Origin of the sequence: Pseudomonas sp. App30 (assembly GCF_047947025.1) — a bacterium.
GTDB lineage: Bacteria > Pseudomonadota > Gammaproteobacteria > Pseudomonadales > Pseudomonadaceae > Aquipseudomonas.
Map to the genome: position 1 here is coordinate 2,135,068 of NZ_CP133165.1, position 25,774 is coordinate 2,160,841.

The following is a 25,774-nucleotide window of genomic DNA, read 5'->3' on the forward strand; positions in this document are numbered from 1 at the left end:
GCACGCCATGAACCGCCTCACCGTCACCGTCGCCGCACTGGCCGCCGAAGGCGCCGGCAACCTGGGCGTCCGCCTGGAGCCGCTGCCCGGCCAGGCGCTGCCAGCGTTCAGCGCTGGCGCGCACATCGACGTATTCCTGCCCGGCGCCCTCACCCGGCAATACTCGATCGCCAGCGCGCCTTCCCACCGGGACCACTACGAGCTGTGTGTGAAACGCGAACCCGAGTCGCGGGGCGGTTCGCGCTTCATTCATCAGCACCTGGCGCTTGGCGCCCAGCTGGAGATCTCGGCACCGCGCAACCTGTTCGCCCTGCAGGCCGCCGACCACCACGTGCTGGTCGCCGCCGGCATCGGCATCACGCCACTGCTGTCCATGGCCAGCGCATTAAAGGAACAGCAACAATCGTTCACCCTGCACTACTACACCCGCACCCGCGCCGAAGCGGCCTACGCCGAACGGCTGGAAACCCTGTTCACCCCAGGGCAGGCGCAGCTGCACCACAGCGACCAGGACAAAAGCCCACGCCGGCATCTGCCAGACGACCTCCTGCACCCCACCCCCAACGCACATCTATATCTGTGCGGCCCCGCCCCCTTCATGCGCCACATGACCGAGCGGGCGCTGGGACTGGAATGGGCGCCAGCGCAGATCCATCAAGAAGCGTTCGCCCCGGTGGCGGCTGAGGCGGTGGTCGGCGATGCGTTCGAAGTCCAGGTCAACTCCACCGGCCAGGTGGTGCAGGTACCGGCCGAGCAATCCATCGCCCAGGCGCTGATGGCGGCAGGGGTTGAAGTACCGGTGTCGTGTGAGCAGGGGTTTTGCGGGGCGTGCCTGACGCGGGTGCTGGAAGGGACGCCGTGTCACAGGGATAGCGTGTTGAGTGATGGGGAGAAGGAGTTGAATGACCAGATGGCGCTGTGCTGTTCGCGGAGTCGGTCGGGGCGGTTGGTGTTGGGGATATAGCCAGCATCCGGGCCAAGGCGGTGCTTCTATATATAGAGGAATACGACGAGAGAACATTTGTACTCCCGACGTATAGATGGCGAGTGCGCACGATCCACGAGTCGCCCCCTACTCCTGCACCGTATCGTCGGGGTCGTAATATTGAACTTGGCCTCTAACCCAAGGACCGACAATCTCGTGATGAATGTCACGCAGATAAGCTCCCCAGCGATCACGGCTATGAGCATCAGGCCCAAGGATTGTGAGCAGCAGATATTCTCCCCGGAGAGGTTCGTAGGCGTAGATTAGCCAAAAGTCTTCTTCGGGATGCTTGGCGTCTGTGGTGCGCCAAAACTGCATTCTTGCAGCACGCCATCGAGCCTGGGTGGCCTCGGTGGCGGCGAGATGGATGTGATAGAGATCATCAAGATCCAGCTCTTCATCTCGCCCGAAAATGTCCGGGAGATCGCCACAGAGCTTGTAATCGTGAAATTCAACGAAGAAATCGTACCAGCCACGAGACTGCTTGAAGAGGTCTGATACTTTGATTACAGACAGAAAGGCTCACTTAGAGACGGGGAGCTTTCCAGTCTCGACGTAATGATCAAATGCAGACTCTCCGCCGCGAGCAGCGATTCGCACATCTTCGAATGTGAGCTTCTTGCCAGCTTTCTTGCGCTTGGCGACGACTTTTTTTGGAGCTGCGGCCTGAACAATCATTTCCGCCTCCTGATAGCGGCTCAATCTGGATCAATCATAGGGGATGGGTCGGCCTCGAGCAACGCGCAGCACGGGATCTGAAGGATGGCGCAACACATTTGCCCATGAGACGACGGGCGAGGCGAACAATATGGTGTCCCAGGGCAGGTTCGAACTGCCAACCTTCCCCTTAGGAGGGGGATGCTCTATCCAATTGAGCTACTGAGACCTTGCTGAGCGCTGCGAGGAACCCGCAGCACGATGGACGGCGAGCATGTTAACCAGCCGCCCCGCATTTGTCATGTCATCCGTGGCCTTTTTGCCTGTAGGCAAGGTGAACGCCGAGGGAACTTTTCCGGATGGCGGCGCGAACGCTCTGGCACAGGGGCCCGCGGCGACCGTGCATTTTGCAAGGCTGCCAGAATGCCATCTTGCAGATTGCAACCTGCCACTGCCGTCAAAACCCTGTAAACTACTGAAATCATTGGGTTTTATCCGACTTTCAGAGTTGGCACGGCGCCTGCTGTATTCACTTGCATAAAAAATGGCCAGGCAGCCCTTCACTCTGCGGAGACAAGCCCCATGAACAGCACCCTCTTTGCCCTGAATGCGTTGGCCCTCGTTGCCCTGGTGGCGTTTCATTTCCATGACGAGGCGCAACCCGATGCCGCCCTGGTGCATGTCCAGGCGGAGCATTTCATGGCCCGGCCGGCCGCGCAGGTGGCGGACATGAAGCCGCACAGAGGGATGTCGGTACTGACCTCGCAGCAGGAACAGGGCGAATCGGTGCCGGTGATCCATACTGACCGCTATACCTTTTGAAGGAGCAGCACATGTCGAAAAGCGCATGGGCCTTTTTTCTGATTGCCCTTACCAGCTTCCTGGCGGCCGTGACCTTGCCACCGGATGCCGGCCAGGCCAGCGCGGTGCTGGGCATTGCCAGTGGGGTGTCGGCCGCGCTGCTGCTGTTGGCGCTGCTGCGCGGCCGCAAGATCAAGTTCGATCCGTCGCTGCGCTGATGCCGTGACGGGCCAGCAGCGCCATCAGGCGCTGCACCGCTGACGCAAGGTCGGCGGAATTGTCCAGCGCCTCGAGGCGCACGCTTCCCTCCTCCCATTGCCCCGGCTCGGCCTGCAGGCGCTCGTTGCGTGCCAGGCGCTCGTCGATCTGCGCTGCGGTTTCGCGCCCGCGGGCCTGCAGGCGCTGGCGCAGCACGGCGCTGTCGACGGTGACCAGCACCGGGATCAGTTCGGGGTAGAGCTGCAGGGCCTGGGGCAGCCAGGCGCGGGAGCCGTTGACCAGCACGTGCTGGCCGCCGGCAAGCCGCGCGTTGATGTCACGGCCGATACCATATTGCAACCCGTTGGCCTGCCAATTCATGGCAAACTCGCCCGCCTCGCGCAAGCGCGCGAAGGTTTCCTGGCTGACGCCGATGGCATGTTCGCCAACGGCTTCGGCGGACCGCGTGATGGTCCGTCGCACCACGTGCACGTCAGCCCGCTGCAAGGCGCCGCGCGCCGCATCGATGACACTGTCCTTGCCGGCCCCGGAAGGCCCCATCAGGTAGATCAAACGTCCCGACATCTCATCGCTCTGTATGGCAGCATGCTGGCAACCTGCCAAAATGCCACTATGCTGAATCATAGGGTAGCTCGCGCGTCATTGTGCACAGGTTGTACCGGACGAGCCAGAGCACCTCTCGAGATAGCGGGACGAAACCGGGCAGTCGACAGGCGAACGGGGATTTTCCAACCAGTGCTCATTTTCGACAATTGGTGCTGGCAAAAAGCCCTTATTCAGTTCAATATTTGTCACAGAATTGGCGCCAACGAAATGGCGACTATGAGGCATCATAGAAGCCTCTTTCACAATTCAGGTTGAACTTTTGCTGTATCGACTGTCGTAAACACATCGTGCGGCTAATTTCGAGAACCGCTCCCCCTGAACTAAACGGTCAAATATATGCGCCCAATGAAACAGGCTATTTACTCCAGCCGTACGGCTGACAAATTCGTCGTACGCCTTCCCGATGGAATGCGTGAGCGCATTGCAGAGGTAGCTCGTAATCATCACCGTAGCATGAACTCGGAAATCATCGCCCGCCTGGAACAGAGCCTGATTCAAGAAGGCGCCCTGGGCGAAGAGTTGAGCATGCGCCTGGACAGCCCGGAGCTGTCGCTGCACGAGCGTGAACTGCTGCAACGCTTCCGCCAACTGTCGCACCGCCAGCAGAACGCGCTGGTGTCGCTGATCGACCACAACGCCGAGGCCACTGCCGACGCCTCGTGAGCGCTCGCCAAAAGCCCATGAAAAAAGCCAGCGAAAGCTGGCTTTTTTGTGGGCGCGGGTTCGACCTACATCAGGAACAGGGTCGCCAGGCCCAGGAAGATGAAGAAGCCGCCGCTGTCGGTCATGGCGGTGATCATCACGCTGGAGCCCATGGCCGGGTCGCGGCCGAACCTGGCCAGGGTCATGGGGATTATAACGCCCATGAAGGCCGCCAGCAGCAGGTTGAGGGTCATGGCCGCGGTCATCACCACACCCAGTGACCAGCTGCCATAGAGCAGGTAGGCCACCACGCCAATCACCCCGCCCCAGACGATGCCGTTGATCAACGACACGGCCAGTTCCTTGCGCAGCAGGCGCGTGGTGTTGCTGTTACCCGGGCTCACCTGGTCCAGGGCCATGGCGCGCACGATCATGGTGATGGTCTGGTTGCCGGAGTTGCCACCGATACCGGCAACGATGGGCATCAGCGCGGCCAGGGCCACCAGGCGCTCGATGGAGCCTTCGAACAGGCCGATCACCCGCGAGGCGACGAAAGCGGTGATCAGGTTGATGGCCAGCCACGACCAGCGGTTGCGCAGCGAGCGCCACACCGAGGCGAAGATGTCTTCCTCTTCGCGCAGGCCGGCCATGTTGAGGACTTCGGTCTCGCTCTCTTCACGAATCAGGTCGACCATCTCGTCGATGGTCAGGCGGCCGATCAGGCGGGCGTTCTTGTCCACCACGGGGGCCGAGATCAGGTCATAGCGCTCGAACGCCTGGGCGGCGTCGTAGGCGTCCTCGTCAGGGTGGAACGACACCGGGTCGTTGGCCATGACTTCCGCCACCTGCTTCTCCGGGTCGTTGACCAGCAGGCGCTTGATCGGCAGCACGCCCTTGAGCACGCCGTCGTGGTCGACCACGAACAGCTTGTCGGTGTGGCCGGGCAGCTCCTTGAGGCGGCGCAGGTAGCGCAGCACCACTTCCAGGCTGACGTCTTCGCGGATGGTGACCATCTCGAAGTCCATCAGCGCACCCACCTGCTCCTCGTCGTAGCTCAACGCCGAACGCACGCGCTCACGCTGCTGCGCATCGAGGCTTTCCATCAGCTCGTGCACTACATCGCGGGGCAGTTCGGGGGCAAGGTCGGCGAGCTCGTCGGCGTCCATTTCCTTGGCGGCGGCCAGCAGCTCGTGATCGTCCATGTCGGCGATCAGGGTCTCGCGCACCGAGTCGGATACTTCCAGGAGGATGTCGCCATCGCGCTCCACCTTGACCAGCTGCCAGACCGTCAGGCGGTCTTCCAGGGGCAAGGCTTCGAGGATGTAGGCGACGTCGGCGGAGTGCAGGTCATCGAGCTTGCGTTGCAGCTCGACGAGGTTCTGCCGGTGAACCAGGTTTTCGACCAGATCGGCGTGCTGGCCTTCCTGACGGTGCGTCAGGTCTTCGACCACGCGCTGGCGCTGCAGCAAATCGACCACCTGGGCCAGGCGGTCCTGCAGGCTGTCCTGCGGCTTTTTAACTTCTACTTCGGTCATAGGCGAACTCCACCCCCAGCAGCGGAGCACGCCAGAGGTTCAATCGGTCGATTCTTGATAGGTGTAGCGAGCTATTGAGTAACTACTGGGTAAGTCCATGGAAATAGTCCAAAGCCCCGGCGGGGCTGACGGGCGCAATGATACACCGGCTGCCGGCTTTTAACGCGAAAAAATCTGGCAAGAACAAATGCTTGCGCGCGAAATCTGGGCGCAGTTCGAGTACCGGGAATTGCGACGACGCATGTGGAAAACAAATCACAGCCCCAGGCAGCGCAATTGCCGTTACGCTTTGGACCGCACAGTCATGGAGGACGTTCGATGCAAACCAAGCGTTGGCTACTGGCAGGGCTGCTGCTGTGCCCTGCCCTGGGTGCGCTGGCACAGACCGTGTCGCGTTGCGAGGATGAAGACGGGCACCTGACGTTCACCACCCAGCAATGCCCACCAGGGACGCTGCAGAGCCTGCAGCAGGCCTACCACCCGCACTTGAGCAGCCAGAGCGAGCGTTCGGCCGCCAAGGAGCGCAAGCAGCTGGACGCCGAACTCAAACGCCAGAGCGAATCCCCGTAGCCGCTGCCGCAGGCTGCGCTGGCCCTGCGCCCCGGTGGAGATGCTCATCATCCATGCGGGCCAGCGCAGCCTGGCGGCAGCGGCTACGGATTATTGAAACGCAGAAAAGCAAAAAGCCCGCCTTCAGAAGAAGGCGGGCTTTCACTTGTATGGTGCACTCGACAGGATTCGAACCTGTGACCGCTCGGTTCGTAGCCGAGTACTCTATCCAGCTGAGCTACGAGTGCAGGGTTGGCGCTTGGTAGACCAGATCACCTCTGGTTGAAGCTGAAGATTCTTTCGTTACCGAAACAACCTTCGTAAAATGGTGCACTCGACAGGATTCGAACCTGTGACCGCTCGGTTCGTAGCCGAGTACTCTATCCAGCTGAGCTACGAGTGCACGATGGTACTTGATGGACCAGATCACCTCTGGTTTGTTGCAAGCTGCTTCTTCCGTTACCGAAACAAGCCTCTTAAATGGTGCACTCGACAGGATTCGAACCTGTGACCGCTCGGTTCGTAGCCGAGTACTCTATCCAGCTGAGCTACGAGTGCATATGTTGCCGCGCATCATAGTTCGTTAAAAACTTTTGTAAAGCACTTTTTTCAGTAATTTCAACAACTTACCTAAAAAGCCAGCTTTCAACGCCCTAAAGAAATAATGGCGGAGAACGGGGGATTCGAACCCCCGACACCCTTTTGAGGTGTACTCCCTTAGCAGGGGAGCGCCTTCGGCCACTCGGCCAGCTCTCCGCAACACGGGGCGTATATTATCGATAGCCCCTTTTCGACGCAAGCACTTTTTTCAAAAAAACCTAAATTAATTAAGCACTTGGTTCTTCGGCCTGCTCTTCCTTGATCCGCAGGTAGATTTCCTCGCGGTGTACAGCCACCTCTTTCGGGGCGTTGACGCCTATACGCACCTGATTGCCCTTGACGCCGAGCACGGTCACGGTGATCTCGCCATCACCAATCACCAGGCTTTCCGCGCACCGACGAGTCAGAATCAGCATTACCTTTTCTCCTCACCCACCGCAGTGGGAACAAACACAATCTGCAAAAAAGCAAAAGGCGCGGCTAAGCCGCGCCTCGTGCACTCGAACGCTTACTCGCCTTGACGGGCGGCGTCCAGTTCGAAAGCGGTGTGCAGGGCGCGCACCGCCAGTTCCAGGTACTTCTCTTCGATAACCACCGACACCTTGATTTCCGAGGTGGAGATCATCTGGATGTTGATGCTTTCCTTGGCCAGGGCCTCGAACATGCGGCTGGCAACACCGGCGTGCGAGCGCATGCCGACGCCGACGATGGACACCTTGGCGATCTTGGTGTCGCCGATGACCTGGCGCGCGCCGATTTCGCTGGCGGTGTTTTCCAGCACCTGCAGCGCCGACTGGTAGTCGTTGCGGTGCACGGTGAAGGTGAAGTCGGTGGTGTTATCGTGCGAAACATTCTGCACGATCATGTCCACTTCAATGTTGGCGCCGCTGATAGGGCCCAGGATCTTGAACGCCACGCCCGGGGTATCCGGTACGCCACGGATGGTCAGCTTGGCTTCATCGCGGTTGAAGGCGATGCCGGAAATGATCGGCTGTTCCATGGATTCCTCTTCATCGATAGTAATGAGGGTGCCCGGGCCCTCCTGGAAGCTGTGCAGCACGCGCAGCGGGACGTTGTACTTGCCGGCGAACTCGACGGCGCGGATCTGCAGCACCTTGGAACCGAGGCTGGCCATTTCCAGCATCTCTTCGAAGGTGATCTTGTCCAGGCGCTGGGCCGTGGACACCACGCGCGGGTCGGTGGTGTAGACACCATCGACGTCGGTGTAGATCTGGCACTCATCGGCCTTCAGCGCCGCAGCCAGGGCCACGCCAGTGGTGTCGGAGCCGCCACGGCCCAGGGTGGTGATGTTGCCGTGCTCGTCCACGCCCTGGAAGCCCGCCACGACCACGACACGCCCGGCCTTGAGGTCGGAGCGGATCTTCTGGTCGTCGATCTGCAGGATGCGCGCCTTGGTGTGCGAGCTGTCCGTCAGGATGCGAACCTGGTTGCCGGTGTAGGACACGGCCGGCACGCCACGCTTGATCAGCGCCATCGCCAGCAAGGCAATGGTGACCTGCTCACCGGTGGAGACGATCACGTCCAGCTCGCGCGGGACCGGCTGGTCGCCGCCGCTGGCCTGTTTCGCCAACTCGATCAGGCGGTTGGTTTCACCACTCATGGCAGACAGTACAACCACCAGGTCGTCGCCGGCTTCGCGGAATTTCTTAACCTTCTCGGCTACCTGCTCGATACGCTCGATGCTGCCGACGGAGGTGCCTCCGAATTTTTGTACGATCAAAGCCATTTCAAAGCCGCCTCAGCCCGTGAAGGGCGCCCATTAAACATTCAAACGCTACAACGCGGGAACCTGCTACTAGACAACAGGTACCCGCGTGGGTGAATCAGAGACCTTGTTCGACGAACGGTACGGTCAGGGCCAGGGCTGCATCCAGCGCGCCGGCGTCGACGCCGCCACCCTGGGCCATGTCCGGACGACCGCCGCCCTTGCCACCGACTGCCGCGGCAGCCTGTTTCATCAGGTCGCCGGCCTTCAGTTTCGAGGTCAGTTCCTTGGTGACACCGGCCACCAGCACCACTTTTTCCTCGTGCACGCCGCCGAGCAGGATCACGCCCTCGCCCAGCTTGTTCTTCAGCTGGTCGACCAGCGCCAGCAGCGCCTTGCCGTCCATGCCGTCCAGGCGTGCCGCCAGGACTTTAACGCCCTTGACGTCCACGGCCGCGGCCGACAGGTCGTCACCGGCCGCGCTGGCGGCCTTGGCTTGCAGTTGCTCCAGCTGTTTTTCCAGCTGGCGGTTGCGCTCCAGCACGGCCGACAGCTTGTCGATCAGGTTGTCGCGGCTGCCCTTGACCAGCTGCGCGGCTTCCTTGAGCTGCTCTTCGGCACCGTTCAGGTACGCCAGGGCCGCGGCGCCGGTGACGCCTTCGATACGGCGCACGCCTGCGGCCACGCCGCCTTCGCTGATGATCTTGAACAGGGCGATGTCGCCGGTGCGCTTGGCGTGGATACCGCCACACAGCTCGACGGAGAAGTCACCACCCATGCTCAGCACGCGGACCTGGTCGCCGTATTTCTCACCGAACAGGGCCATGGCGCCCTTGGCGCGGGCGGTGTCGATGTCGGTTTCCTCGGTTTCCACCGCACTGTTCTTGCGGATCTGCGCGTTGACGATGTCTTCCAGCGCCTTGATCTGCTCGGGCTTGATGGCCTCGAAGTGGCTGAAGTCGAAGCGCAGGCGCTGGCTGTCCACCAGCGAGCCTTTCTGCTGCACGTGCTCGCCCAGCACCTGGCGCAGGGCCGCGTGCAGCAAGTGGGTCGCCGAGTGGTTCAGCGAGGTGGCCTGCTGCATGTCGCCGTCCACCTGGGCGGTCAGCTCGGCGCCGACGTTCAGGTTGCCCAGCGAGACCACGCCGTGGTGCAGGAACGCGCCGCCGGTCTTGGTGGTGTCACGCACGTCGAAGCGGCCGTTGCCAGCCAGCAGGTAGCCACGGTCGCCGACCTGGCCACCGGACTCGCCGTAGAACGGGGTCTGGTCGAGGATGACCACGCCCTCTTCGCCTTCGGCCAGTTGCTGCACCGAGACACCTTCCTTGTACAGGGCGACGACCTTGGCGCTGGATTGGGTGTTGCTGTAGCCGGTGAACACGGTCGGCACGTCAACCTTGACCAGGGCGTTGTAGTCCATGCCGAACGAGCTGGCAGCACGAGCGCGCACGCGCTGGGCTTCCATTTCCTTCTCGAAGCCGGCTTCGTCCAGGGTCAGCTCGCGCTCACGGGCGATGTCGCCGGTCAGGTCCATCGGGAAGCCGTAGGTGTCGTACAGCTTGAACACCACGTCGCCCGGGACCACGTTGCCTTTGAGCTCGGCAAGGTCGGCCTCGAGGATTTTCAGGCCCTGCTCCAGGGTCTTGGCGAACTGCTCTTCCTCGGCTTTCAGCACGCGCTCGATGTGCGCCTGCTGGGCTTTCAGTTCCGGGAACGCTTCGCCCATCTCGGCCACCAGGGCCGCGACGATCTGGTAGAAGAAGCTGCCCTTGGCGCCCAGCTTGTTGCCGTGGCGACAGGCGCGACGAATGATGCGGCGCAGCACGTAGCCACGGCCTTCGTTGGACGGCAGCACGCCGTCGGCAATCAGGAAGCCGCAGGAACGGATGTGGTCGGCCACCACTTTGAGCGAAGCCTGGTTGTCGTTGCTGCAGCCGATGGCCTGGGCCGAAGCGGCCAGCAGGCTCTGGAACAGGTCGATCTCATAGTTCGAGTGCACGTGCTGCAGCACGGCGCTGATGCGCTCCAGGCCCATGCCGGTGTCCACCGACGGCGCTGGCAGCGGGTGCAGCACGCCGTCGGCAGTGCGGTTGAACTGCATGAAGACGTTGTTCCAGATCTCGATGTAGCGGTCGCCGTCTTCTTCCGGCGAGCCGGGTGGGCCGCCCCAGATGTCGGCGCCGTGGTCGAAGAAGATCTCGGTGCACGGGCCGCACGGGCCGGTGTCACCCATGGTCCAGAAGTTGTCGGAGGCGTACGGGGCGCCCTTGTTGTCGCCGATGCGCACCATGCGCTCGGCCGGCACGCCGACTTCCTTGGTCCAGATGTCGTAGGCTTCGTCATCGCTGGCGTAGACCGTTACCCACAGCTTCTCCTTGGGCAGGTTCAGCCACTGCGGCGAAGTCAGGAAGGTCCAGGCGTAGGTGATGGCGTCGCGCTTGAAATAGTCGCCGAAGCTGAAGTTACCCAGCATTTCGAAGAAGGTGTGGTGACGGGCGGTGTAGCCAACGTTTTCCAGGTCGTTGTGCTTGCCACCGGCACGCACGCACTTCTGGCTGCTGACGGCGCGGGTGTACGCGCGCTTTTCCTGGCCCAGGAAACAGTCCTTGAACTGGTTCATGCCCGCGTTGGTGAACAGCAGGGTTGGGTCATTGCCCGGGATCAAGGAGCTGGAGGCTACACGGGTGTGGCCTTGCTCTTCGAAGAAGCGAAGGAAGGCTTCACGGATTTCTGCGCTTTTCATTAGGTTCTTCCACGACAGGCTGCGGCCATAGGCCAGTGCGTAACGTATTTGGACGTTTCGACGGCAAAGGGCCGCATTATATCGGCCCTGAGGCCACGGTACAGTCCACAGCCTGTCAATATATGGGTATTAAGTGAAAAAAACCCGACGATCTGTACACCCTGTGGGAGCTGGCTTGCCAGCGAGTTGTTGATCCCCCACAAGCTCGCTGGCAAGCCAGCTCCCACATGAACAGTGTCGTCTACGACTAAATCGCTAGCGCAGGGGCGATGCATAGTGCAAAAAAGTATGTTAAAAATCGTTCGCCACCTACCAATGGGTGGCAACGTTCTCAGGGCGGGGTGCGATTCCCCACCGGCGGTAATGGCGCGCAAGGCGTCTAGCCCGCGAGCGCTTGGCAGGCCACGGGCCTGGCAAGGTCAGCAGACCCGGTGTGATTCCGGGGCCGACGGTCATAGTCCGGATGAAGAGAGAACGGGATTGGTACACATGGGCCGACGGCATACCGCGTACCCTTGAATCCCATTCGATCCAACTGCCCTGTTTTTCATACAAACAGGAGTCAACGTAGATGCAACCCACCGCAATCGACAGCAAAAGCCACGCAAACGAGCGCATCGCCTTTATCCAGGCCTGCTGGCACAAGGATATCGTCGACCAGGCCCGTATCGGCTTTGTCGAGCAGATCACTCAACTGGGCTACCAGGAAAGCGACATCGACTTCTACGAAGTGGGCGGCGCCTTTGAAATCCCGCTGCACGCCAAGCTGCTGGCCAAGACCGGCCGTTATGCCGGCATCGTCGGCGCAGCCCTGGTAGTGGACGGTGGTATCTACCGCCACGACTTCGTCGCCGCCACCGTGGTCGACGCGCTGATGCAAGTGCAGCTGGAAACCGAAGTGCCGGTGTTCTCGGTGTCGCTGACCCCGCACAACTTCCACGGCCAGGAACACCACGACTACTTCTTCAAGCACTTCCTGCACAAGGGCCACGAAGCAGCGAACACCTGCGCCGACACCCTGCAGAAAGTCCGCGCCCTGCGCCGCCTGACGGCCCAGCACAAAGTCGCCTGATACCCCGACATCGTAAATGAACACATGTGGGAGCGGGCTCTGCCCGCGAAAAGAACAACGCGAACGTCCAAACCGACGCGGTGTGCTTTTCGCGGGCAGAGCCCGCTCCCACAGGGTCAGGCGGGGACGATTAGAATGCCGGCACGCAGGCCGTTCTTGACCTTGGGGTTGGGGAAAATGATGCGCGCACCCTTCTCCTCCACAATCCAGCGGCACTCGGCCAGGTCTTCGGCCAGCAGGTAGCCCTGGGGCAATTCAGAAAAGTTCTCCACGTCCGCCGGCAAGTGCAAGCGGAACGCATCGCTGTGCTTGATCACTTCCCGCGCCACGCGGAACTGCTTCAAGTGCTGCGGCTGCTCGACCTCAGGCTCGCTGCCTTCGATGATCTGCTTGAGCCGGGTTTCCAGGGGCGTCAGGTTGACCTGCTGGTTGTGCCCGAACGGCCGCGCCTTGCCCAGCTCCAGGGTGAAGGCCTCGGCGTCCAGCTGTTCGTAGGTGTAGGCGGTGAAGGTGATGGACGTCTTGCTTTGCAGCAACACCGCCTCCATGCCGGCCGCCTCCAGGCGCGCCAGCTCGCGCGCCGAGTGCTCGCGCCCTTCCTTGAACGGGTACAGCGCGAACTGCTCGATCTTCGAGCCACGAATGGCAGTGTGCAGATCGTAGTGCAGGCGGGTGCGGCCAGGCTGGCTGAAGAAGGTCGCCGCCAGGCGCTCCAGCTCACAGGCGCGCAGGGCCTCGGGGCCGCTGGACAGCTCGTGGCGGCCGTTGAACAGACGGTTTACATCCTGCTCCAGGTAACGCTCGCCGCGACGGATCGCTTCGGGGTTGCCGAACAGGAAAAGAATGCGGGCGCGCGGCTTGAGGGTGCCGCGGGCGATGTCATGCAACAGGCCATCGAGCAGCTCGATGGGCGCTGTCTCGTTGCCGTGGATGCCCGCCGACAACAGCAAATCCAGGCCATTGTCGCGGGCCTCGGGCGGGCGGACCTCAAGGGCCCCCTCGCCGAGCCAGCGCATACGCACGCCTTCGACCGTCAGCTGAGTCTTCTCTGCCGGCTCACGGCCGGCGAGGGTCAATTCAAGCAGCTTGCCGAGGGCGAGCATAGGCGTCAGTCCTTAGTGGTTGCAGTCCGGACCATGCACATGGTCGTCGTCTTCACCGGCGTCGGCCGGTTCCATTTCCAGTTGCAGGCTGACCAGGTTGGTAGCCAGTGGGCGCAGCAGCAGGTTGGCGTATTCGGCGTCGCCTTCTTCTACGTCAACGCCAATCAGCAGCTGGCCGCGGCCGTCCTGCTGAATCCACAGCTCCTTGCCTTGCCAGACCACGGCAAGACGGGTGCAGGAGGTTTCCAGCTGGGTGCCGTCGGTGTCTTCAAGAATCAGCCGCAGGGCGTCGGACATGGGGAAAATCTCTCAAGGTTGAAGTTGGAATGGGTAAACCGCGCCCAGTTTAAGGATTTGCGTCAGTTCATCCAATGCCGTGCGGCATTCCAGCAGCAATTGCGGGTCGGCCAGGTCCGCTTCGCCCAGGCGATCGCGGTAATGGCGGTCCACCCACTGGGTCAGGGTGTCGTACAGCGACGGGGTCATGATCACCCCCGGGTTCACCGCGGCCAGCTCGGTTTCGTTGAGCGCCACGCGCAAGCGCAGGCACGCCGGGCCGCCGCCGTTCTGCATGCTCTGCTTGAGGTCGAACACCTTGACCTCGGCAATCGGGCCACCCTGGGCCGTCAGGCGCTGCAGGTAGCTCCAGACGCGCTCGTTGCTGCGGCACTCCTCGGGCACGATCAACAGCATCGAACCGTCGGCGCGCGACAGCAGCTGGCTGTTGAACAGGTAGGAACGCACCGCGTCCTCCACCGACACCTCGCTGCGCGGCACGCACACCGCCTGGAAGTTGCCACCCCTTTTTGCCAGTTTAGCCTGCAGTTGCGCGAGCATCGGCGCGGTGTCCAGGAACGCGTCGTCGTGGTGGAACAGCAGCTCGCCGTTGCCTACCGCAATCACGTCGTTGTGGAACACGCCCTGGTCGATTACCGCCGGGTTCTGCTGGGCGAACACCACGCCCTCCTCGCCCAGCCCGTGCAGCCGCGCTACCGCCTGGGAAGCCTCTAGCGTCTGGCGTGCCGGGTATTTCTGCGGCGCCGGGTAGCGCGTGTCGAAGGCGCTGCGGCCGAACACGAAGAACTCCACGCCGGGCTCGCCGTAGCTGCGGCAGAAGCGCGTGTGGTTGGCCGCGCCCTCGTCGCCGAACTGACCAACGGCAGGCAAGGCGGCGTGGTGGGCGAAGTGCCGGTCATTGGCGAACATCGCCCCCAGCACTCGGCTGGTGGTGGGGTGCTCGATACTGCGGTGGTATTTGCAATTGAGGTTGGCGGCGGTGAAGTGCACGCGACCATCGGCGGTATCGGCGCTGGGGCTGACGGTGGCAGCGTTGGCCACCCACATGCTCGACGCCGAGCAACTGGCCACCAGCAGCGGCATGGCCTCGCGGGCGGCGCGCTCGATGACCTGGGCGTCGCTGCCGCCGAAGCCCAGCGCGCGCAGGGCGGCGATGTCCGGGCGCTCCTGGGGTGCGAGCACACCCTGGACGAAGCCCATCTCCATCAGCGCCTTCATTTTCGCCAGGCCCTGGCGCGCCGCTTCACGCGGGTTGGAAGCCTGCTGACTGTTGCTCTGGGAGGCGACGTTGCCGTAGGACAACCCGCCGTAATTGTGGGTCGGACCTACCAGACCATCAAAGTTCACTTCATAGGCTTTCATCGGCCAGGCTCCATGGATCTCGTTATTGTGCTCACGCTTACAGCTTCACGCCCGGGGTCAGGCTGGCCGGCAGGCTGACGGCAGGGGCTTCCAGCGAAGCCACCGGGTAGGCGCAATAATCCGCCGCGTAATAGGCGCTGGCGCGGTGGTTGCCCGAGGCACCCACGCCGCCGAACGGCGCGCTGCTGGCGGCGCCGGTCAACTGCTTGTTCCAGTTGACGATGCCGGCGCGGCTTTGCAGCCAGAACTGCTGGTAGCGGGCGGCCGAATCGGACAGCAGGCCCGCGGCCAGGCCGTACTGGGTGTTGTTGGCCTCGGCGATGGCCTGCTCGAAGCGGCCGTAGCGGATGACCTGCAACAGCGGGCCGAACCACTCCTCATCGGGGCGCGCCTGCACGGCGGTCACATCGAGGATACCGGCGGTGAGCAGCGCGGCATTGGCCTGGGGCTGGGTCATGGCCAGCAGCGCCGTGGCACCCTTGGCCAGCAGCTGCGCCTGGGCGTCGAGCAGCGCCTGGGCCGCGGCCAGGGACACCACCGAGCCCATGAACGGCGGCGGTTGCTGGTCGTACGGGCCGACCACCAGGTCGCCGGCCACCTGCACCAGGCGTTCAAGCAATGCGTCGCCCCAGGCGCCTTCGGGCACCAGCAGGCGGCGGGCGCAGGTGCAGCGCTGGCCGGCGGAAATGAACGCGGACTGGATGATGGTGTACACCGCCGCCTCCAGGTCCTGCACTTCTTCCACCACCAGCGGGTTGTTGCCGCCCATCTCCAGGGCCAGGATCTTGTCCGGGCGCCCGGCGAACTGGCTGTGCAGCAGGTTGCCGGTGCGGCTCGAACCGGTGAAGAACAGGCCGTCGATGCCGTCATGGGCCGCCAGGGCCACGCCGGTGTCACGGGCGCCTTGCAGCAGGCTCAGCACGCCGGCGGGCAGGCCGGCGTCGATCCAGCACTGCACGGTGAGCTCGGCCACCTTTGGGGTCAGCTCGCTGGGCTTGAACAGCACGGCGTTGCCGGCCAGCAGCGCCGGCACGATATGGCCGTTGGGCAGGTGGCCGGGGAAATTGTAGGGGCCGAACACCGCCACCACGCCGTGGGGCTTGTGGCGCAGCACGGCGGTGGCGTCGGCCAGCGGCCCGCTCTTCTCGCCCGTACGCTCGCGGTAGCTCTGGATGGAAATGGCGACCTTGTTGACCATGCTGGTCACCTCGGTGGCGGCTTCCCACAGCGGCTTGCCGGTTTCCTCGCCAATGCAGCGGGCCAGTTCATCGGCGCGCGCCTTGAGCGTGACGGCGAAGGTCTCGAGCACACCGATGCGCTCGTCCAGCGAGCGCGACGCCCAGCCGACGAAGGCCTGGCGCGCGGCGAACACCGCCTGGTCGACCTGCTCGGCGCTGGCCGCGCGGCCTTGCCACACCACGGCCTGGGTCACCGGGTTGAGGGATTGCAGGGCCTCGCCCGCCCCTGCCAGCCATTGGCCGGCCACGTACAACGTGCTCATTTGCGTACCTCCCGTACGGGCTGCGGCGACAGGGCGACAGCGCGCACCTGGTCGCCGGCACTCAGGCGCAGGCGCTTGGCGGTCATCGGGTCGACCACCAGGGTGCCAGCCGCCAGGCGCGCCGGGGCGGCGGTGATGCGGCACTCTTCGCGCTTGCGGTTGTGAATCAGGAACGGCGTAGCGTCGTCACCGGGGGTGCCCACGGCCAGCACCAGCGCTTCGCTGTCATGCACGGCGCGGATCTTCGCGGTCTCGCATTCGATGGCCGGGCCGGCGTCGAAGATGTCGACATAACCCTGGTAGCTGAAGCCCTCGCCCTTGAGCATGGTCAGCGCCGGCTCGGTGTCGGCGTGCACGCGGCCGATCACCTCGCGCGCGGCGGGCGACAGGAAGCAGGTGTACAACGGAAACTTGGGCATCAGCTCGGCGATGAAGGCCTTGTTGCCCACGCCGGTGAGGTAGTCGGCCTGGCTGAATTCCATCTTGAAGAAGTGCCGGCCCAGGCTTTCCCAGAACGGCGAGCGGCCCTGCTCGTCGGACATGCCGCGCATCTCGGCGATGATCTTGTTGCCGAACAGCTGCGGGAACTCGGCGATGAACATCAACCGCGCCTTGGACAGCAGGCGGCCGTTGAGGCCGGTGCGGTATTCGCTGCGCAGGAACAGCGAGCACAGCTCGCTGTTGCCCGTCAGGTCGTTGGCCAGGAACAGCGTGGGGATCTCGCGGTAGATGTCCAGCTCTTGCGAAGCGCTGACCGTCAGGCCCACCCGGTAGTTGTACCAGGGCTCGCGCAGCCCCACGGCGCCGGCGATGGCGGAAATGCCGACGACCTTGCCGTCGTCATCCTCCAGCACGAACAGGTAGTCCGCGTCGCCGCGCCCGGCTTCGCCCCGGAAGGTCCTCTCGGCCCAGCCCACGCGGTGCGCCAGGCGCTCCTCGTTGGCCGGCAAGGTGGTCAGGCCGGTGCCGGTACTGCGTGCCAGCTCGATCAGCGCGGGTAGGTCGCTGCTGCGTACGGGACGAACGATCATGCTTTCTCCTTGCGCGGGCCGCAGTGGCAACCCGCAGAACTCGACCTGTGAATGACAGGTATCAAACCGCTACCAGGCGCACGCTGGCGCCCTCGCCCACACCCAGTGCCTCGGCCGCTTCCAGGCTGAGGGTCACCGGCTTGCCGGGCACCCAGTCCAGTTCCAGCAGCACCGCGCGGTAGTCCTGCAGCTGGGCGTTAGCCACCAGGTACGGGCGGCCGCCCTTGACCACGTCGCTGTTGCCGCTGTCGAGCTTGACCGGCACCACGCGGCTCTGGGCGATGGAGCGAATGCCCGAGACCCGCGCGTGCAGCGTCGGGCCGCCGTCGAAGATGTCGATGTAGTGGTCGGTCTCGAAACCCTCGCGCATGAGGATGTCGAAGGTGATCTGCGCGCGCGGGTGCACCTGGCCCATGGCTTCCTGGGCTTCGTCGGGCAGCAGCGGCACGTAGATCGGGTAATGGGGCATCAGTTCGGCCAGGAAGGTCCGGCTCTTGATACCGCACAGGCGCTCGGCCTCGGCGTAGTTGATGTCGAAGAAGTTGCGGCCGATGGCGTCCCAGAACGGCGAGTCGCCGTTGTCGTCGCTGTAGCCGACGATCTCGGTCACCACCGAGTCGGCGAAGCGCTCGGGGTGGTTGGCCATGAACAGCAGGCGCGCCCGGGAGGTCAGCTCGGACCAGGCGCTGCCAACCATGTCCGGCACCATGTAGAAGCTGGTGAGCAGGCTGTTGCCGGTCAGGTCATGGCACTGGGACAGCACGTGAATCTTGTTATGGATCTTCAGCTCGCGGGAGGCGTGCACGAAGGTCTCATTACGGAAACTGTAGAAAGGCTCGGAATAGCCCGCCGACGCGACGATGGCCGAACAGCCCACCAGGCGCTGGGTCTGGCTGTCTTCGAGGACGAAGAAGTAGCTCTCCTCGCCATTGAAGCTGACCTCGGCGGCGAACGACGCTTCGGACGCCGCGATCTTGTCGCGCAGGCGCTCGGCATCGTCCGGCAGGGACGTGACACCAATCGGGCTGTCCGCGGCCAGGCGTTGGACCTCGGCCAGGTCAGCCATTTGCGCAGGGCGCATTACCAGCATGGTGTCACTCCTTGGAATTGCTTGAAAAAACGGCGAGCGCCGTGACGCTCGCCTTTTGCCGGCCCGGAATCAGGCTTGGGTCAGTTGCTGCACGGCACGTTCGAAGCGGTCCAGGCCTTCGTCGATGTCGGCGTCTTCAATCACCAGGCTAGGCGCGAAACGCACCACGTCGGGGCCGGCCTGCAGGATCATCAGGTCGTGCTGCTCGGCAGCGTTGAAGAAGTCCTTGGCCTTGCCTTTCCAGGCATCGCTCAGTTGGCAACCGATCAGCAGGCCCAGGCCGCGTACTTCGGTGAACACGCCGTATTGCTCGCCGATCTGTTGCAGGCGGGCCTTGAAGCGCTCGTGCTTGGCCTTGACGCCAGCCAGCACTTGCGGGGTATTGATGACGTCCATCACCGCCTCGCCCACGGCGCAGGCCAGCGGGTTGCCGCCGTAGGTGGTGCCGTGCACGCCCACGGCGAAGTGCTTGGCCAGCTCGGTGGTGGTCAGCATGGCGCCGATCGGGAAACCGCCGCCCAGGCTCTTGGCGCTGGAGAGGATGTCCGGGGTGACGCCGTAGTGCATGTAGGCGAACAGCTCGCCACTGCGGCCCATGCCGCTCTGCACTTCGTCGAACACCAGCAACGCGTTGTGCTGGTCGCAGAGCGCGCGGGCGCCCTGCAGGTAGGCCAGGTCCGCCGGCAGCACGCCGCCTTCACCCTGGATAGGCTCCAGCACCACGGCGCAGGTCTTGTCCGAGATGGCCGCTTTCAGCGCAGCCAGGTCGTTGTACGGCACGTGGGTGATGCCGGTGATCTTCGGACCGAAACCGTCGGAGTACTTGGGCTGGCCGCCCACGCTCACGGTGAACAGGGTGCGGCCGTGGAAGCTGTTGGTGGCGGCGATGATTTCGTATTTTTCCGGGCCGAACTTGTCGTGGGCCACGCGGCGGGCCAGCTTGAACGCGGCCTCATTGGCCTCGGCGCCGGAGTTGCAGAAGAACACGCGGTCGGCAAAGGTGGCGTCGACCAGCTTGTGCGCCAGGCGCAGCGCCGGCTCGTTGGTGAACACGTTGGACACGTGCCAGACCTTGTTGGCCTGCTCGGTCAGGGCGTTGACCAGCGCCGGGTGGGCGTGGCCCAGCACGTTGACGGCGATGCCGCCCGAGAAGTCGACCAGTTCGCGACCTGCCTGGTCCCACACCCGGGAACCTGCGCCGCGCACGGGAATGAAGGCGGCCGGGGCGTAGTTGGGGACCATCACCTGGTCGAAATCGGCGCGTTGCACCTGGGCATGCTCAACGGACATCGGAGTCTCCTGAAGAGGAACGCCCGCCTGGTATTGGCGAGCGATGGGGGGATTGTAAGGACTGGCCAGCGCTTGTCCTTGTCGCCAAGCGACAACTTATTACAGCGCCAAACCGTGAAAACGAGGGGTTTTCGGTAATGCGACATATTATTGCATCAGGCAACGGTTTGGTCGCGCGAATGTGGCATAGGCGCCCGAAGATCCCTGCCATGCGCACAAGGCGGACAACGCCGATCCGTCAGGCCATGGCACGGTGCAACAAATGTAGATGCTGCCGCCAGGCTGCGTTGCGCCGCGCGGGCGGCGCTCGATCTCAAGAGCGCCAGAAAAACCAAGGCGTGCACCCGCCAGCCTCACCACTATCCGTAGCCGCTGCCGTCAGGCTGCGCTGGCCCCTGAGTACGCTGGAGATTTTCAGTGTGGCTGAGGGCCAGCGCAGCCTGGCGGCAGCGGCTACGGGGTCTGCGGGCGTTGCGGGATGATGGTTACCCGCGCTCGGCGGGCACCGACGACAGCTCGAACGGGCTGCTGCTGCGGCGCTGGTTGCGGTCTTCCCGCGGCGTTGCGCCGAAGAAATTGCGATAGGCGCTGGAAAAATGCGGCCCCGACGAGAACCCGCACGACAGGCCGATCTGGATGATCGACTTGCTGGTCTGCATCAGCATCTGCCGCGCCTTGTTCAAGCGCAGCTCCAGGTAATACTGGCTCGGCACCCGGTTCAGGTACTGCTTGAAGATGCGCTCCAGCTGGCGGCGCGACACGCACACGTGCTGGGCGATTTCGTCGGTGGTCAGCGGCTCTTCGATGTTGGCCTCCATCAGCAACACCGCCTGGGTGAGCTTGGGATGGCTGGAGCCCAGGCGGTTCTGCAGCGGAATACGCTGGCGCTCGCCGCCTTCGCGGATGCGCTCCACCACCAGTTCTTCCGACACCGCGCCCGCCAGCTCGGCGCCGTGGTCGCGGGCCAGCACCGCCAGCAGCAGGTCCAGCACCGAGAGGCCGCCACACGCGGTCATGCGGTCACGGTCCCAGTCGAACAGGTGGCTGGTGGCAATCACCTTGGGGAAGCGCTCGGCGAAATCATCCTGCCAGCGCCAGTGCACCGCGGCGCGGTAGCCGTCCAGCAGGCCGACCTGGGCCATGGGGTAGACGCCAGCGGACAGGCCGCCAATCACGCAGCCCGAACGCACCAGTTGCTTGAGCGCGGTGGCCAGAGCTGGCGCCAGCGCAGCCGGCGGCTCGTCGGCCAGCAGGAACAGTTTCTGACAGCCTTCCAGGCGCCCCGCCCACGGCTCGCCCGGCAACTGCCAGCCGCCTTCAGGGGCAGGCTCGGCGTGCAGGAACACCATCTCGTAGGCCACTTCGGGGTGCACCTTCTGGGCCACATCCAGGGCCTCTTCAGCCAGCGCCAGGGTCAGGGCCTTGGTGCTCGGCCAGATGAGAAAACCGATTCGTTGGGCTGTCATGGGGTGCGGTCCGAAACCTGTTCAGGATCAATGCTCGGCAGAGCGGATGGAAGGAACATGCTGCCAAGACGCGCAGCATGCCCCTTTCTACAACAACGTGGCAGTCATCGTTTGTATCAAATGACGACTACTTCAGGCTTCCGGACAGGAACTGCTGCAGGCGCTCGGACTTGGGGTTGGCCAGCACGTCGCGCGGGCAGCCCGACTCTTCCACCAGGCCCTTGTGCAGGAACACCAGCTGGTTGGACACCTCGCGGGCGAAGCCCATCTCGTGGGTGACCACCACCATGGTGCGGCCTTCCTGGGCCAGGTCCTGCATCACCTTCAGCACGTCGCCCACCAGCTCGGGGTCGAGCGCCGAGGTGGGTTCGTCGAACAGCATGACCTCAGGCTCCATGGCCAGGGCACGGGCGATGGCCACGCGCTGCTGCTCGCCGCCGGACATGTGGCCCGGGTAGGCGTCCTTGCGGTGCGCCACGCCCACCTTGTTCAGGTAGTGCTCGGCCTTTTCCAACGCCTCTTTCTTCGACACGCCCAGCACGTGCACCGGCGCCTCGATGATGTTTTCCAGGGCGGTCATGTGCGCCCACAGGTTGAAGTGCTGGAACACCATGGACAGGCGCGAGCGCATGCGCTGCAACTGCTTGGGGTCGGCGGCCTTGAGGGCGCCGTCCTTGCTGGCCACCAGTTGCAGCTCTTCGTTGTTGAGCAGGATCTTGCCCGCGTGCGGCTGCTCCAGCAGGTTGATGCAGCGCAGGAAGGTACTCTTGCCCGAGCCGCTGGAGCCGATGATGCTGATGACATCGCCGGCCTTGGCGGCCAGGGACACACCCTTGAGCACTTCATGACTGCCGTAGCGTTTATGCAGGTCCTGGACTTCAAGTTTGTACATAGCGGTTCTCACAAAGCAGTCAGTCGTTGAGCAGGCGCCCGCGACGAAGGGGTTGGCGCCCGGCGACCTTGGCCAGCCAGAAACCTGGCTGGGCGTAACGCAGTCGTTCGATGGCAAACAGCACGCCGGCAGTGCCGGCACACACGACGGTAACGCGATCGGCCAGCGGGTCGATCACTTCAAACAGCGGGTCGCCCGCCTCTACCCATTCACCGGGGGCGCGCAGGAAACTGATCACGCCGGGGTGTGGGGCAAACAGCAATTCAGTGCCCTCGAACGGCATGCCTTCGCAGGGCTCGTTGGCGGCTGGCGGCCATTCGCCGGCGATCAGCCCCTGTTCGGCGAGGAACGCCAGGATGCCCTCGGCGTGGCGCTCGGCGTCGTCGCGCGCGGTGTCGGCCTGGCCACCCAGTTCCACGGTAGTGGCCAGGCAGGCCAGCGGCAGCTGGGCCTCGGGGAAGCGCCGGGACAGGCGCAGCCACGGCAACGAGCAGGCTTCGTCGAACGAACTGCCACCCGAGTCCTCGGCCAGCAGGCCTACCCGCACGTTCAGGTGCGCGGCCAGCGAGCGCCACTGCGGCCAGTGCTGCGGCAGCGCGTACATGTGCAGCGCGGCGTCGGCGTCGCAGTGCAGGTCCAGCACCACGTCGGCGTCGCAGGCGTGGCCCAGCAGCAGGCGTTGCAGGCCCTGCAGCTGGCTGGCGGCTGGCGGCAGCGCCGCCAGGGTGTCGCGCATGGCCTGGCGCACCAGGCGGATGTTGGCGTGGGCGTCGTCACCCAGCTGGCCATCCAGCGCGGCAGCCACCGGCTCGCTCAGCTCGTGGAAGTCACGGTTGAAGTTCTTGCCGCTGCCGAACTCGAAACGCCCCTGGTGGGCGCCCTGCAGCAACTGGCCCAGGCCGATGGGGTTGGCCACCGGCACCAGCTCGACCACGCCCTTGAGCTGGCCAGCCTCCTCCAGCGCCAGCAGGCGCTTTTTCAGTTCCCAGGCGGTGCGCATGCCCGGCAGTTCGTCGGCGTGCAGGCTGGCCTGGATGTAGGCCTTGCGCTCGCCGCTGCCGAAGCGGAATACGCTCAGGTGACGCTCGCTGCCCAGGGTGCTCCAGGGCAATGGATGATCGATGCGTTGCATGTCTTCAGCCCTTGCGTGGTGCCAGGTAGCCCAGCCAGCGGCGCTCGGCCAGCTTGAACAGGCGAACCAGGATAAAGGTCAGGCACAGGTAGAAAACGCCTGCGGTGATGTAGGCTTCGAACGGCAGATAGTACTGCGCGTTCACCGTGCGTGCCGCGCCGGTGATGTCGATCAGGGTGACAATCGACGCAAGGCTGGTGGTCTGCAGCATCATGATCACTTCGTTGCTGTACTGCGGCAGCGCCCGGCGCAGGGCCGACGGCAGCAGGATGCGACGGTACATCTTGACCCGCGACATGCCCATGGCCCGCGCCGCCTCGATCTCGCCATGGGGCGTGGCCTTGAGGCTGCCGGCGACGATTTCCGCGGTGTAGGCGCTGGTGTTGATGGCAAATGCCAGGCAGGCGCAGAAGGTGGCGCTGGACAGCCACGGCCAGAAGATGCTCTCGCGCACCACGGCGAACTGCGCCAGCCCGTAGTAGATCAGGAACAGCTGCACCAGCATCGGCGTGCCGCGGATCACGTAGGTGTACAGCCAGGCCGGCAGGTTCACCAGCGGCCGCTTGGACACGCGCATCAGGCCCAGCGGCAAGGCCGCCAGCAGGCCGAAGAACAGCGACAGCAGCAACAGCTTGATGGTCTCCAGCACGCCGCTGAAGTACAGCGGCAGGTTGTCCCAGACCACGTTGTAATCAAAAATCATAGTTCAGCCACCCTTACGCCAGCCGAGTAGCGTTTTTCCAGGAACCGCAGCACCAGCAGCGATACGCTGGTGATCACCAGGTACAGCGCGGCCACCGCCAGGAAGAAAGTGAACGGCTGGCGCGTGGCGTCCGCCGCGGCCTTGGCCTTGAACATCATGTCCTGCAGGCCCACCACCGACACCAGCGCCGTGGCCTTGACCAGTACCAACCAGTTGTTGGTGAAGCCGGGAATGGCCAGGCGGATCATCTGCGGCACCAGCACGCGGAAGAACACCTGGCGGCTGTTCATGCCATAGGCAAGGCCAGCCTCGGCCTGCCCCTTGGGGATGGCCAGGAACGCACCGCGGAAGGTTTCCGACAGGTACGCCCCGAAAATGAAGCCCAGCGTGCCGATGCCGGCCGCCATGGGGTTGAGATCGATATAGTCGTCGAAGCCCAGCAGGGGCGCGACGCGGTTGAGCAGGTCCTGGCCGCCGAAGAAGATCAGCAGGATCAGCACCAGGTCGGGAATGCCGCGGATGACCGTGGAATAGGTCGCCCCCAGCCAGGCCAGCCAACGCACGGGCGACAGCCGCAGTGCGACGACGATCAATCCCAGGGCAATGGCTAGCGCCATCGACGACAGGGCCAACTGCAAGGTCAGCCAGGTGCCATCGAGGATGACTGCCCCGTAGCCTTCTAACATGTAAATTTCCTCGACCGTGGAAATGAAAAAATGGTGCAAGCCTCAGCGCCTGCGGCTTGCACCATCTGTCGGGTGACGCTTACAGCCAGTTACTGGCCGTAGATGTCGAAGTTGAAGTACTTGTCCTGGATCTGCTTGTACTTGCCGTTGGCGCGGATGGCGGCGATGGCAGCGTTGAGCTTGTCCAGGTCAGCCTTGTCACCCTTGCGCACGGCGATGCCCACGCCGTCACCGAAGTATTTGACGTCGGTGAACGATGGACCTGCGAAGGCGTAGCCCTTGCCGGCGTCGGTGTTCAGGAAGCCGTCCTGCAGCAGGGTGGCGTCGGCCAGGGTGCCGTCCAGGCGGCCAGCGGTCACGTCCAGGTAGATTTCGTTCTGCGAGCCGTACGGCACCACTTCCACGCCTTTTGGCGCCAGCACTTCGCGGGCGAAACGCTCGTGGATGGAACCGCGCTGCACGCCGACCTTCTTGCCTTTCAGGCCGTCGAGGTTGTCGGCGACGGTGGTGCCTTCCTTCATCACCAGGCGCGCTGGGGTCAGGTAGTAGCGGTTGGTGAAATCAACCGACTTCTTGCGGTCTTCGGTGATGGACATGGACGACAGGATGGCGTCGATCTTGCGCACTTTCAGCGCCGGGATCAGGCCGTCGAATTCCTGCTCGACCCACTGGCACTTGACCTTCATCTCTTCGCACAGGGCGTTGCCGATGTCGTAGTCAAAACCCACGATGCTGCCGTCGGCAGCCTTGGAGGCGAACGGTGGGTAGGCCGCTTCGATACCGATCTTGAAAGGCTTCTCGTCGGCGAACGAGGACAGCGACAGCACGGACAGCGCCAGGGCGCCAAGAAGCACGAGTTTCTTCATCTCAGGACTCCATCGGTAAAGGGCAATAAATGGCAGAGTGAGCACAGGCCCAATATGCGAATGGGTACAACGCAGATAGCGGCGCGCGGCTCGGGAGCATGGCTCATCGGGCGACGGCGAGTGACCGGCATTTTAGCGACAGCCCCGAAGCCGATATTTCTTCAATGCGACAACTAGTTACAGATGCACCGAGAATACGACCCGAGATTATTGACAGCCT

At 63.6% G+C, this 25,774-nt stretch carries 27 protein-coding genes, 5 tRNA genes and 1 riboswitch; of the genes, 7 read left to right on the forward strand and 25 right to left on the reverse strand.

Annotation, left to right across the window (positions count from 1 at the left end):
- The first annotated feature begins 7 nt into the window (after positions 1-7).
- On the forward strand, positions 8-964 hold the full coding sequence (locus RAM80_RS09705; protein ID WP_416426134.1) for a PDR/VanB family oxidoreductase: 957 nt from the start codon (positions 8-10) through the stop codon (positions 962-964).
- 108 nt (positions 965-1,072) lie between these two features.
- On the opposite strand, the gene RAM80_RS09710 is transcribed toward RAM80_RS09705, so the two are convergent.
- The 3 genes from RAM80_RS09710 to RAM80_RS09720 form a co-directional block, all read right to left on the reverse strand.
- A complete protein-coding gene (locus RAM80_RS09710; protein ID WP_416427442.1) occupies positions 1,073-1,501 on the reverse strand; it encodes a type II toxin-antitoxin system YafO family toxin in 429 nt (142 codons plus the stop codon).
- Positions 1,502-1,507: 6 nt separating this feature from the next.
- Positions 1,508-1,663 (reverse strand): hypothetical protein, encoded by a 156-nt coding sequence (locus RAM80_RS09715; RefSeq protein WP_416426135.1) that lies wholly within the window; start codon positions 1,661-1,663, stop codon positions 1,508-1,510.
- 131 nt (positions 1,664-1,794) lie between these two features.
- A tRNA-Arg gene (locus RAM80_RS09720) sits at positions 1,795-1,871 on the reverse strand.
- A gap of 45 nt (positions 1,872-1,916) precedes the next feature.
- Between RAM80_RS09720 and RAM80_RS09725 the strand changes: the two genes are divergently transcribed.
- Genes RAM80_RS09725 through RAM80_RS09735 form a run of 3 tightly spaced genes read left to right on the forward strand, consistent with a single transcriptional unit; the run spans position 1,917 to position 2,661 of the window.
- Positions 1,917-2,183, forward strand: coding sequence for a hypothetical protein (locus RAM80_RS09725; protein WP_416426136.1), 267 nt, complete (start codon positions 1,917-1,919; stop codon positions 2,181-2,183).
- Positions 2,184-2,224: 41 nt separating this feature from the next.
- A complete protein-coding gene (locus RAM80_RS09730) occupies positions 2,225-2,464 on the forward strand; it encodes a hypothetical protein (protein ID WP_416426137.1) in 240 nt (79 codons plus the stop codon).
- A gap of 11 nt (positions 2,465-2,475) precedes the next feature.
- Entirely contained in the window at positions 2,476-2,661 is a 186-nt protein-coding gene (locus RAM80_RS09735; protein WP_416426138.1) for a PA3371 family protein, read from the forward strand.
- On the opposite strand, the gene phnN is transcribed toward RAM80_RS09735, so the two are convergent.
- Positions 2,636-3,226 (reverse strand): phosphonate metabolism protein/1,5-bisphosphokinase (PRPP-forming) PhnN, encoded by a 591-nt coding sequence (gene phnN / locus RAM80_RS09740; RefSeq protein WP_416426139.1) that lies wholly within the window; start codon positions 3,224-3,226, stop codon positions 2,636-2,638. The two genes, RAM80_RS09735 and phnN, sit on opposite strands and share 26 nt — an antisense overlap.
- 378 nt (positions 3,227-3,604) lie before the next feature.
- On the opposite strand from phnN, the gene RAM80_RS09745 reads away from it, so the two are divergent.
- A complete protein-coding gene (locus RAM80_RS09745) occupies positions 3,605-3,931 on the forward strand; it encodes an Arc family DNA-binding protein (RefSeq protein WP_027978646.1) in 327 nt (108 codons plus the stop codon).
- A gap of 65 nt (positions 3,932-3,996) precedes the next feature.
- Here the strand turns inward: RAM80_RS09745 and mgtE are convergent, their stop codons facing one another.
- Entirely contained in the window at positions 3,997-5,445 is a 1,449-nt protein-coding gene (gene mgtE / locus RAM80_RS09750) for a magnesium transporter (RefSeq protein WP_416426140.1), read from the reverse strand.
- 318 nt (positions 5,446-5,763) lie between these two features.
- Between mgtE and RAM80_RS09755 the strand changes: the two genes are divergently transcribed.
- Entirely contained in the window at positions 5,764-6,015 is a 252-nt protein-coding gene (locus RAM80_RS09755) for a hypothetical protein (RefSeq protein WP_416426142.1), read from the forward strand.
- A gap of 150 nt (positions 6,016-6,165) precedes the next feature.
- Here the strand turns inward: RAM80_RS09755 and RAM80_RS09760 are convergent.
- From RAM80_RS09760 to alaS, 7 genes are all read right to left on the reverse strand, one after another.
- Positions 6,166-6,242: transfer RNA gene (locus RAM80_RS09760), tRNA-Arg, on the reverse strand.
- 78 nt (positions 6,243-6,320) lie between these two features.
- Positions 6,321-6,397: transfer RNA gene (locus RAM80_RS09765), tRNA-Arg, on the reverse strand.
- 78 nt (positions 6,398-6,475) lie between these two features.
- Positions 6,476-6,552, reverse strand: a tRNA-Arg gene (locus tag RAM80_RS09770).
- Between the two features lie 107 nt (positions 6,553-6,659).
- Positions 6,660-6,750, reverse strand: a tRNA-Ser gene (locus RAM80_RS09775).
- Positions 6,751-6,821: 71 nt separating this feature from the next.
- Complete coding sequence (csrA, locus tag RAM80_RS09780) at positions 6,822-7,010, reverse strand: carbon storage regulator CsrA (RefSeq protein WP_027978649.1); 189 nt, start codon at positions 7,008-7,010, stop codon at positions 6,822-6,824.
- Between the two features lie 92 nt (positions 7,011-7,102).
- Positions 7,103-8,341 (reverse strand): aspartate kinase, encoded by a 1,239-nt coding sequence (locus tag RAM80_RS09785; protein ID WP_416426143.1) that lies wholly within the window; start codon positions 8,339-8,341, stop codon positions 7,103-7,105.
- Between the two features lie 97 nt (positions 8,342-8,438).
- Entirely contained in the window at positions 8,439-11,063 is a 2,625-nt protein-coding gene (gene alaS / locus RAM80_RS09790; protein ID WP_416426144.1) for an alanine--tRNA ligase, read from the reverse strand.
- Between the two features lie 323 nt (positions 11,064-11,386).
- Positions 11,387-11,543, forward strand: a riboswitch (FMN riboswitch).
- A gap of 91 nt (positions 11,544-11,634) precedes the next feature.
- Between alaS and RAM80_RS09795 the strand changes: the two genes are divergently transcribed.
- Entirely contained in the window at positions 11,635-12,135 is a 501-nt protein-coding gene (locus tag RAM80_RS09795) for a 6,7-dimethyl-8-ribityllumazine synthase (protein ID WP_416426145.1), read from the forward strand.
- Positions 12,136-12,251: 116 nt separating this feature from the next.
- Here the strand turns inward: RAM80_RS09795 and astE are convergent, their stop codons facing one another.
- The 13 genes from astE to RAM80_RS09860 form a co-directional block, all read right to left on the reverse strand.
- The gene (astE, locus tag RAM80_RS09800) at positions 12,252-13,238 is read right to left on the reverse strand and encodes a succinylglutamate desuccinylase (protein WP_416426146.1); all 987 of its coding nucleotides are present in this window, start codon (positions 13,236-13,238) and stop codon (positions 12,252-12,254) included.
- A gap of 12 nt (positions 13,239-13,250) precedes the next feature.
- The gene (locus tag RAM80_RS09805; RefSeq protein ID WP_416426147.1) at positions 13,251-13,535 is read right to left on the reverse strand and encodes a topoisomerase II; all 285 of its coding nucleotides are present in this window, start codon (positions 13,533-13,535) and stop codon (positions 13,251-13,253) included.
- A 12-nt stretch (positions 13,536-13,547) separates the two neighbouring features.
- Complete coding sequence (gene astB / locus RAM80_RS09810) at positions 13,548-14,897, reverse strand: N-succinylarginine dihydrolase (protein WP_416426148.1); 1,350 nt, start codon at positions 14,895-14,897, stop codon at positions 13,548-13,550.
- 37 nt (positions 14,898-14,934) lie between these two features.
- Positions 14,935-16,398 (reverse strand): succinylglutamate-semialdehyde dehydrogenase, encoded by a 1,464-nt coding sequence (gene astD, locus RAM80_RS09815; RefSeq protein WP_416426150.1) that lies wholly within the window; start codon positions 16,396-16,398, stop codon positions 14,935-14,937.
- The gene (astA, locus tag RAM80_RS09820; protein ID WP_416426152.1) at positions 16,395-17,429 is read right to left on the reverse strand and encodes an arginine N-succinyltransferase; all 1,035 of its coding nucleotides are present in this window, start codon (positions 17,427-17,429) and stop codon (positions 16,395-16,397) included. The genes astD and astA overlap by 4 nt, the downstream gene beginning before the upstream one ends.
- A gap of 61 nt (positions 17,430-17,490) precedes the next feature.
- Positions 17,491-18,519, reverse strand: a complete 1,029-nt coding sequence (gene aruF, locus RAM80_RS09825; RefSeq protein ID WP_416426153.1) for an arginine/ornithine succinyltransferase subunit alpha — start codon at positions 18,517-18,519, stop codon at positions 17,491-17,493.
- A 69-nt stretch (positions 18,520-18,588) separates the two neighbouring features.
- Complete coding sequence (locus RAM80_RS09830) at positions 18,589-19,809, reverse strand: aspartate aminotransferase family protein (protein WP_416426154.1); 1,221 nt, start codon at positions 19,807-19,809, stop codon at positions 18,589-18,591.
- Between the two features lie 485 nt (positions 19,810-20,294).
- Entirely contained in the window at positions 20,295-21,275 is a 981-nt protein-coding gene (argR, locus tag RAM80_RS09835) for a transcriptional regulator ArgR (protein WP_416426155.1), read from the reverse strand.
- A 127-nt stretch (positions 21,276-21,402) separates the two neighbouring features.
- On the reverse strand, positions 21,403-22,167 hold the full coding sequence (locus tag RAM80_RS09840; protein WP_027978661.1) for an ABC transporter ATP-binding protein: 765 nt from the start codon (positions 22,165-22,167) through the stop codon (positions 21,403-21,405).
- A gap of 19 nt (positions 22,168-22,186) precedes the next feature.
- The gene (locus RAM80_RS09845; protein WP_416426156.1) at positions 22,187-23,299 is read right to left on the reverse strand and encodes a M14 family metallopeptidase; all 1,113 of its coding nucleotides are present in this window, start codon (positions 23,297-23,299) and stop codon (positions 22,187-22,189) included.
- 4 nt (positions 23,300-23,303) lie between these two features.
- Positions 23,304-24,002, reverse strand: coding sequence for an ABC transporter permease (locus RAM80_RS09850; RefSeq protein WP_416426157.1), 699 nt, complete (start codon positions 24,000-24,002; stop codon positions 23,304-23,306).
- Positions 23,999-24,688, reverse strand: coding sequence for an ABC transporter permease (locus tag RAM80_RS09855; RefSeq protein ID WP_416426158.1), 690 nt, complete (start codon positions 24,686-24,688; stop codon positions 23,999-24,001). The genes RAM80_RS09850 and RAM80_RS09855 overlap by 4 nt, the downstream gene beginning before the upstream one ends.
- Before the next feature lie 89 nt (positions 24,689-24,777).
- Entirely contained in the window at positions 24,778-25,554 is a 777-nt protein-coding gene (locus tag RAM80_RS09860) for an ABC transporter substrate-binding protein (RefSeq protein ID WP_416426159.1), read from the reverse strand.
- Between the last annotated feature and the right edge of the window lie 220 nt (positions 25,555-25,774).

What these genes read in the sequence shown, in the direction of transcription:
- RAM80_RS09705 (WP_416426134.1), top strand. Translation starts at nt 8, where the DNA reads ATGAACCGCCTCACCGTCACCGTCGCCGCACTGGCCGCCGAAGGCGCC.
- RAM80_RS09715 (WP_416426135.1), bottom strand. Translation starts at nt 1,663, where the DNA reads ATGATTGTTCAGGCCGCAGCTCCAAAAAAAGTCGTCGCCAAGCGCAAG.
- RAM80_RS09725 (WP_416426136.1), top strand. Translation starts at nt 1,917, where the DNA reads ATGTTAACCAGCCGCCCCGCATTTGTCATGTCATCCGTGGCCTTTTTG.
- RAM80_RS09730 (WP_416426137.1), top strand. Translation starts at nt 2,225, where the DNA reads ATGAACAGCACCCTCTTTGCCCTGAATGCGTTGGCCCTCGTTGCCCTG.
- RAM80_RS09735 (WP_416426138.1), top strand. Translation starts at nt 2,476, where the DNA reads ATGTCGAAAAGCGCATGGGCCTTTTTTCTGATTGCCCTTACCAGCTTC.
- phnN (WP_416426139.1), bottom strand. Translation starts at nt 3,226, where the DNA reads ATGTCGGGACGTTTGATCTACCTGATGGGGCCTTCCGGGGCCGGCAAG.
- RAM80_RS09745 (WP_027978646.1), top strand. Translation starts at nt 3,605, where the DNA reads ATGCGCCCAATGAAACAGGCTATTTACTCCAGCCGTACGGCTGACAAA.
- mgtE (WP_416426140.1), bottom strand. Translation starts at nt 5,445, where the DNA reads ATGACCGAAGTAGAAGTTAAAAAGCCGCAGGACAGCCTGCAGGACCGC.
- RAM80_RS09755 (WP_416426142.1), top strand. Translation starts at nt 5,764, where the DNA reads ATGCAAACCAAGCGTTGGCTACTGGCAGGGCTGCTGCTGTGCCCTGCC.
- csrA (WP_027978649.1), bottom strand. Translation starts at nt 7,010, where the DNA reads ATGCTGATTCTGACTCGTCGGTGCGCGGAAAGCCTGGTGATTGGTGAT.
- RAM80_RS09785 (WP_416426143.1), bottom strand. Translation starts at nt 8,341, where the DNA reads ATGGCTTTGATCGTACAAAAATTCGGAGGCACCTCCGTCGGCAGCATC.
- alaS (WP_416426144.1), bottom strand. Translation starts at nt 11,063, where the DNA reads ATGAAAAGCGCAGAAATCCGTGAAGCCTTCCTTCGCTTCTTCGAAGAG.
- RAM80_RS09795 (WP_416426145.1), top strand. Translation starts at nt 11,635, where the DNA reads ATGCAACCCACCGCAATCGACAGCAAAAGCCACGCAAACGAGCGCATC.
- astE (WP_416426146.1), bottom strand. Translation starts at nt 13,238, where the DNA reads ATGCTCGCCCTCGGCAAGCTGCTTGAATTGACCCTCGCCGGCCGTGAG.
- RAM80_RS09805 (WP_416426147.1), bottom strand. Translation starts at nt 13,535, where the DNA reads ATGTCCGACGCCCTGCGGCTGATTCTTGAAGACACCGACGGCACCCAG.
- astB (WP_416426148.1), bottom strand. Translation starts at nt 14,897, where the DNA reads ATGAAAGCCTATGAAGTGAACTTTGATGGTCTGGTAGGTCCGACCCAC.
- astD (WP_416426150.1), bottom strand. Translation starts at nt 16,398, where the DNA reads ATGAGCACGTTGTACGTGGCCGGCCAATGGCTGGCAGGGGCGGGCGAG.
- astA (WP_416426152.1), bottom strand. Translation starts at nt 17,429, where the DNA reads ATGATCGTTCGTCCCGTACGCAGCAGCGACCTACCCGCGCTGATCGAG.
- aruF (WP_416426153.1), bottom strand. Translation starts at nt 18,519, where the DNA reads ATGCTGGTAATGCGCCCTGCGCAAATGGCTGACCTGGCCGAGGTCCAA.
- RAM80_RS09830 (WP_416426154.1), bottom strand. Translation starts at nt 19,809, where the DNA reads ATGTCCGTTGAGCATGCCCAGGTGCAACGCGCCGATTTCGACCAGGTG.
- argR (WP_416426155.1), bottom strand. Translation starts at nt 21,275, where the DNA reads ATGACAGCCCAACGAATCGGTTTTCTCATCTGGCCGAGCACCAAGGCC.
- RAM80_RS09840 (WP_027978661.1), bottom strand. Translation starts at nt 22,167, where the DNA reads ATGTACAAACTTGAAGTCCAGGACCTGCATAAACGCTACGGCAGTCAT.
- RAM80_RS09845 (WP_416426156.1), bottom strand. Translation starts at nt 23,299, where the DNA reads ATGCAACGCATCGATCATCCATTGCCCTGGAGCACCCTGGGCAGCGAG.
- RAM80_RS09850 (WP_416426157.1), bottom strand. Translation starts at nt 24,002, where the DNA reads ATGATTTTTGATTACAACGTGGTCTGGGACAACCTGCCGCTGTACTTC.
- RAM80_RS09855 (WP_416426158.1), bottom strand. Translation starts at nt 24,688, where the DNA reads ATGTTAGAAGGCTACGGGGCAGTCATCCTCGATGGCACCTGGCTGACC.
- RAM80_RS09860 (WP_416426159.1), bottom strand. Translation starts at nt 25,554, where the DNA reads ATGAAGAAACTCGTGCTTCTTGGCGCCCTGGCGCTGTCCGTGCTGTCG.